1 protein-coding gene is annotated in these 469 nt (G+C 63.1%); it reads right to left on the reverse strand.

Annotation, left to right across the window (positions count from 1 at the left end):
• Window positions 1-161: 161 nt before the first annotated feature.
• On the reverse strand, window positions 162-469 hold a 308-nt coding region (locus R5H29_RS08185), incomplete at its 5' end, for a hypothetical protein (RefSeq protein WP_332329049.1).

Genomic DNA, 469 nt, shown 5'->3' on the forward strand with positions numbered 1-469 from the left:
CCTGCTGCTCTCGTTGCGCGGCACCGTCGCGGCGCCCCGCACCGCCGGCGGTCCCGCGCGCACGGTCAAGTCGGCGCCGGTGAAACTGGCGATCGCCCCGCACAAGACGGCGGCCCGGGTTGCCACGGCCGATCGCGGCAGCCCGAACCCCGAGGCGGGCTTTACAGGGTTCTGACGGCAAAACAGAAAGGAGTCTTCTTTTTCTGAAGAAAAAGAAGCAAAAAGACTTTTGATTTTTGTTCTTCGCGTGGTGCCCGTGCGCGGATTGTTCCCAGCGCACGGGAAATAGGAAAAAGAAGATCTTTTGTAACTAACCGAACTTCCATGCCTCCCAGTCGGGCCGCGCCAGCAGGCGCCCATATTCCAGCGTCGAACCATGCCAGTTGGCGGTAACCCGCCCGCCAGGTCCCTCGTACCACGCACCGCACCCGGTGCTCCACACCAGATCCGCCATGCGCGTTGCCGCGAC

The sequence above is a fragment of the Stenotrophomonas sp. A3_2 genome (assembly GCF_036624925.1).
In the GTDB taxonomy this organism is placed as follows: domain Bacteria; phylum Pseudomonadota; class Gammaproteobacteria; order Xanthomonadales; family Xanthomonadaceae; genus Stenotrophomonas; species Stenotrophomonas hibiscicola.